Annotated in this window: 6 protein-coding genes; all 6 read left to right on the forward strand. The window is 46.4% G+C overall.

The window, feature by feature from the left end:
* A partial coding sequence (locus ACFOLG_RS02805; RefSeq protein ID WP_386088141.1) for a DUF2345 domain-containing protein occupies positions 1 to 998 on the forward strand: 998 nt, incomplete at its 5' end.
* Between the two features lie 10 nt (positions 999 to 1,008).
* Positions 1,009 to 2,676, forward strand: a complete 1,668-nt coding sequence (locus ACFOLG_RS02810; RefSeq protein ID WP_386088143.1) for a TIGR02594 family protein — start codon at positions 1,009 to 1,011, stop codon at positions 2,674 to 2,676.
* Positions 2,673 to 3,170, forward strand: coding sequence for a M949_RS01915 family surface polysaccharide biosynthesis protein (locus tag ACFOLG_RS02815; protein ID WP_386088145.1), 498 nt, complete (start codon positions 2,673 to 2,675; stop codon positions 3,168 to 3,170). Before ACFOLG_RS02810 ends, ACFOLG_RS02815 begins: the two co-directional genes overlap by 4 nt.
* A 133-nt stretch (positions 3,171 to 3,303) precedes the next feature.
* Positions 3,304 to 4,236 carry an IS5 family transposase gene (locus ACFOLG_RS02820; protein WP_386088147.1) on the forward strand — a complete coding sequence of 311 codons (933 nt, stop codon included), beginning with the start codon at positions 3,304 to 3,306 and terminating at the stop codon, positions 4,234 to 4,236.
* Between the two features lie 195 nt (positions 4,237 to 4,431).
* Complete coding sequence (locus ACFOLG_RS02825) at positions 4,432 to 4,662, forward strand: hypothetical protein (RefSeq protein WP_386088149.1); 231 nt, start codon at positions 4,432 to 4,434, stop codon at positions 4,660 to 4,662.
* Between the two features lie 120 nt (positions 4,663 to 4,782).
* The gene (locus tag ACFOLG_RS02830; RefSeq protein WP_386088151.1) at positions 4,783 to 5,247 is read left to right on the forward strand and encodes a hypothetical protein; all 465 of its coding nucleotides are present in this window, start codon (positions 4,783 to 4,785) and stop codon (positions 5,245 to 5,247) included.
* Positions 5,248 to 5,305: the final 58 nt, after the last annotated feature.

Genomic DNA, 5,305 nt, shown 5'->3' on the forward strand with positions numbered 1-5,305 from the left:
ACACCCAGGAAACCGGGCCGGAGGAAATCAAGCCGGACAACGCCAAGGGGGCGAAGAAAACCGACGGCCACCTGCAGCACCATGCCGCCGCCCTCAAGGCCTGGGAAGCCGGCAGCAACACCGATAAAGACGGCAAGACGGCAAAAGAACAAGTCGGCCAGCAGCCGCTGCTGATCCTGTCCGCGCCAGCTGGATTAGTCGCATCGACCGGCAACGCCTTAACGTTGGCCGCAGGCACGAATATCGACCAGGTGGCGCAGCGCGACCTCAACCAGACCAGCGGCCGACGCTGGCTGCACAACGTCGGTCAGCACATCAGCCTATTCGTGGCCGGGGTGAAAGACCGGGTCACGCTGAAACTGATCGCCGCCAAGGGCAAGGTGCAGCTGCAAGCGCAGAGCGACGCCATGGAACTGACGGCGGATAAGGACATCACCATCACCTCTTGCAAGGACAAGATCCACATCGCCGCGGCTAAGGAAATCCTGCTCAACGTCGGCGGCGGCGCCTACATCCGCATAGCCGGCGGCAATATCGAAGTGCACTGCCCGGGCACGGTGAGCGTGAAGGGGGCGGAGCATGATTTGAGCGGGCCAGATAGCTTATCGATCAGCCCCCCCTTACTTCCGTCAAGCGAGTTCGCGAACAAGCACAGTTTGCGCTTTGCGTTCGAACATTCTGATGAAATGGCACAAGTACTAGGAGTAGTCGGTAAGCCTTACGAAATCCGCAACAATCTTGGCCATGCAATAGCCGCAGGTAAGATTCCGAAAAATGGCAAGTTACCGCGCATAATGCTGGATGAGCCAGAAAAACTCCAGCTGATTATTGGTGGTGGAAAATGGCAAATCTCAGAACTAGCTCCACTTGATGAGAATTTTCACATGACCCAAGAGGGCGAATTATCTAGCGATGAGCTAGACATCGCTAACTCGTCAGAAACGGATGACGACTTTCTGCCAGACGATGTTGTCATTGAAATTTTCAAAAAGCCATAAGGGAATAACAATGCCAAAATGGTTGAAAGCAAAATACGACACAGAAAATAAGATTGCCAGTTACACAGACCAGCAAGGCAACTTTCTCATACGCTCAGGCGGCAGTTTGCCATGGAGAATCAACAACCCAGGCAACCTACGGCCTGCAATTAGCCCGCAAGGGTTACCGGCCCCAAAAAAAGTAAAAACACATATAGGTTTTGCACAGGCCAAAAACAAAGATGGCGCCCTCAGCTATTTCTTAATATTCTCGGACTACGAAACTGGAGTAAATGAGCTGAGAAATAACCTACATCGCTTACACTCCAACAAGAGAATTAGCGAAGCTATAGAGGCTTACGCCCCACGAAAAGAGAACAATACCAATCGCTATATTGAGCAAGTTGAACTTTTTAGCGGACTTAGTCGAAACCAAGTCATCAACACACTGCAAGCCAGTGAATTTGAGCGCTTGGTGCAGGCAATTATTCGTATCGAGGGTTACAACGACCAATCCAAAGGGCCACGACAAGAAAAGCTAGTTGCAGCCTCCAATGTCATCTTTTCTGACGGCTCGCGCCCTATTGCCAACCAGCCAGCGATTATTCAGCAAGGAGGTCAGCAAAAAGAAACAAAAACCTCGACTAGTGGTCGACTACCTCCAATTGTGCATAAACCTGAAGCTGGCCCCATTGATATTCTGGTGAGAAATACCAAAGGCACTTTGGAAAAAGTCCTTAGCATTGATCCAACAGCCAAAGCCAAACACTACTTAGCGGTATTGGAACAATGGGTAACTCACAGCAGCAGCGCCTCACACCTGCCCAACAATAGTAGCCGTAAAACATCACGTCCAAATACTCAATATGTTGTACAGCCGGGAGACACACTAAGTAAGATTGCAAAGATTTTCAAATCCAATGTCACCACCATTCAAAAAGCAAATGACATAAAAAACCCAAACCATATCTATCCGGGTTTGCGACTGGAAATCCCTGCAGTAAATATTTCACATACAGAAGCCCCCCAAACATCAAGCCCTGCACCAGTGCGGCAGCCCCCCAAGCCACGCAATAGTGCTTCAAAAAGGGGCGATGTCAAACCAGCCAGAAGCAAAGATGGCCTCGGCTCGCCAATTGCACTACTACCCTCAGACAATCGGCGTGCCCCGTGGATGGAAGTTGCAATGCATGAAGCCTTAAGGTGGCATGGGCAGCACGAGTCAATTATTGACAAATCAATGAACTATCATAAAGAAATAGGCCAAGGTTGGTTAAAAACTATTGAAGGAGACAAGTTTGCTTGGTGTGCATCTTTTGTTAATTACTGCCTAAAAACATCAGGCTACCCGATTTCCTCCCCCAACCCCATGCGAGCCAACTCATTTATTAGCGATAATATAAATTTCATAAAAATAGAAAAACCAATATTTGGTTGCATTGCCACCAACGGAAAACACGCCACTTTCTTTTATGGCGAAAGTAGCAATGGGAAATTTATTGGCTTAGGTGGCAATCAAGGGCAAACAATAAAATTTTCCTCATATAAAAACTTCGACTTTTTCATCCCATCAACTTACAAACCAAAATATGACAATGAAAAAAAAGAAAAAACTCAAATATACAGAATAGCAGACCTAAATAAATCTATCGGCATCATGGAAAAATCAAAAAACCCGCAAACAGAAAGCACACGATGAAAAAAACATTATTCGCAATAGCAATTACAAGCACTACCACCCTGTCACTAGCAACTGAATTTAAAACTGGTGATATCACTTTAGAAATAGACTATCTAACCTATAACACAAAAAAGGAAATCAACATCATTGGGCGTACATCTAAAGGAATTGAATTAAAAGTAAAAGACCATGTAACAAATTGCACTGAAGATAAAATTATAGAGATAATAGAGAAAAGTATAGAACAGAGAACCATTAATAGCACCACCTATTACTTCATCGGATACAGAATAGGCTGCGCCGGAGGAATAGATCCGCTTACAGTCAAATACTTCGCATACAGCAAGGGCACCAAATATTCTCTTAGAGGTGAAGAAAAAATAATTACACCAAATAGTAGTTTTGGAGGGGAAAATCCCCCCATAGAGAGCACAAACCTAAAAAACAAGCCAGCACTAAGAGAATACATGACTCAGCACTGGAAAAAAATTCAAATCAGAAAATATGATTAAAAAATCAATTCACCCATCTCGCAATAAAAACATATCAATTTATCATCGCACGACCATCAATCAGCACGCAATTTAAAATCAGTCGGCTTTGTTGCACAAATCATGGCTTACGTTCGTCCGGTAGAATGACAGCATGAGCAAGCCCCTCCCTCCCAAGTACCAAACCATCAACTGGCAGGCCTATAACCAGTCCCTCAAGCAACGAGGGCAGCTCCTTCTCTGGCTCGACAAAGACATGAACTGGTTGGCACAGACTACCGGCAGGCGGGGACGGCAGCCAACTTTCTCCGATGCTGCCATCCAGTTCTGTCTCACTATCAAATGCCTCTTTGGTCTGGCGCTACGGCAAGCCACAGGTATGGTCGAAAGCATGTTGCGCCTGGCTGGACTTGACTGGGCGGTTCCCGACTTCAGTACGCTTTCCCGCCGCCAGAAAGACCTACAGGTCCGCATCCCGGTACAGAAAAAGCAGGGTTGTCTGCATCTCCTGGTGGATAGCACCGGCATCAAGATGATGGGTGAAGGCGAGTGGAAAGTGAAAAAGCATGGCGCTGACTATCGCCGCCAATGGCGCAAACTGCATCTGGGAATTGATGCGCAAACGCTGGAAATCCGGGCAATGGAAGTGACCGACAATCGCACCGGCGATGCCACGATGCTGCCAGAGCTGCTAGCGCAAATTCCGGCGACAGAGGGACTGGTGACCGTGACCACGGATGGGGCGTACGACACACGTTCATGTCACGCCGCGATTGCGGAGCGCGGGGCTGCGGCCATCATTCCCCCGCGTCGAAACGGCCAATTCTGGAAAGGGAATTCACAGGGCAATCAGGCTCGCAATGAATCGCTACGCTCAGTGAAGTATCTGGGGAGAACGCTCTGGAAAAAGTGGAGTGGTAACCATCACCGCAGTCTGGTCGAAACGAAAATGCACTGCTTCAAGTTGCTGGTGGACCGGGTTAAATCACGGGACGTTGACCAGCAAGTGGCGGAGCTTCAAATCTGTGCAGCGATTCTGAATCGCTTTACAGCCTTGGGCACGCTACAAAAGGGTCGCATGGAATAACCCCGTCTAGGGATTGGGGCGGCTCGACCTTTAACTGATTTGTGCAACAAAGCCCCTCGTAATCCAAAATATCCTAGCGTTATCCCTGAAACAAATGGGTTTTACAATAACACAGCTGATGCATGGCATGTAAAATACAACAAGAACCTTTCCAATGGTCCAGCTCCTGATGGAGTTAAGTATCGGGGACGAGGCATGAAGCAGCTAACCGGAAGGTTGAATCAAAACGGATATTGGATTTATAGAGGATGGAGAGCGGTTCCTCTTAAAATTGCTCAAAAATGGCAGATACTAACATACGAGCAAATCCCTAACATTGCTGACCCACAGCGGATTAGTATAATTCCTTTCAACTGCATTGATGCAGGCGGATTTTACTGGAAAAGAGGAACCAGACGAGCAGGCTACAAATCAATAAAAAAATAATAAATCAAAATGATGTATCTCAACGAGCCATTACTTCAGTTTCATTTACATTAAATGGAGGCAACATGGGACTAGATGAAAGAATAAAGCACGCCACACGGATTTCACGAGAGCTTCTTGATGAAACAAGCAAATAATTTTGTCATTTTATCATTTATACTCCCGACAATTTCCATTGCCAATGAATCAATATGTGTTGACAGTATAAATTTTTCCTACTCAGCTCATGTTTGGAGCAGAAAAAAAGAAGAATTAGCAAGAAAAAACAGCAGACTCACAGAACAAAATATCACCATAAATATTACCAACAATGAAAACCAAAACATTACCAAAATATCTGACTCGGATACTCAAGAAGGGCTTGGAACAAAAGAAAGTTGGTATTTAGGTGGCGTTGCTGGCACAACTGGCCCTGCATTAATAACTAAAAAAAATGGTTTCACTTTCTACGAAACAACAGGCACATGCAGTATAACATATAAAAATGGCATGTCAGGTACGGGGCTTTGCTACAGCGCAAGGACAATAGGAAAAAGCTCAGACATAGAAATAAACGCAGGACCTGAATCGCCCCAGCTTCTCTAGACACTCTTGAGCCGTTGGAAATATTGCTTCTCAAACTCTACCGGCGATAGCCCGTTTG

Source organism: Vogesella facilis, from assembly GCF_042648525.1.
GTDB lineage: Bacteria > Pseudomonadota > Gammaproteobacteria > Burkholderiales > Chromobacteriaceae > Vogesella > Vogesella facilis.

What these genes read in the sequence shown, in the direction of transcription:
- ACFOLG_RS02810 (WP_386088143.1), top strand. Translation starts at nt 1,009, where the DNA reads ATGCCAAAATGGTTGAAAGCAAAATACGACACAGAAAATAAGATTGCC.
- ACFOLG_RS02815 (WP_386088145.1), top strand. Translation starts at nt 2,673, where the DNA reads ATGAAAAAAACATTATTCGCAATAGCAATTACAAGCACTACCACCCTG.
- ACFOLG_RS02820 (WP_386088147.1), top strand. Translation starts at nt 3,304, where the DNA reads ATGAGCAAGCCCCTCCCTCCCAAGTACCAAACCATCAACTGGCAGGCC.
- ACFOLG_RS02825 (WP_386088149.1), top strand. Translation starts at nt 4,432, where the DNA reads ATGAAGCAGCTAACCGGAAGGTTGAATCAAAACGGATATTGGATTTAT.
- ACFOLG_RS02830 (WP_386088151.1), top strand. Translation starts at nt 4,783, where the DNA reads ATGAAACAAGCAAATAATTTTGTCATTTTATCATTTATACTCCCGACA.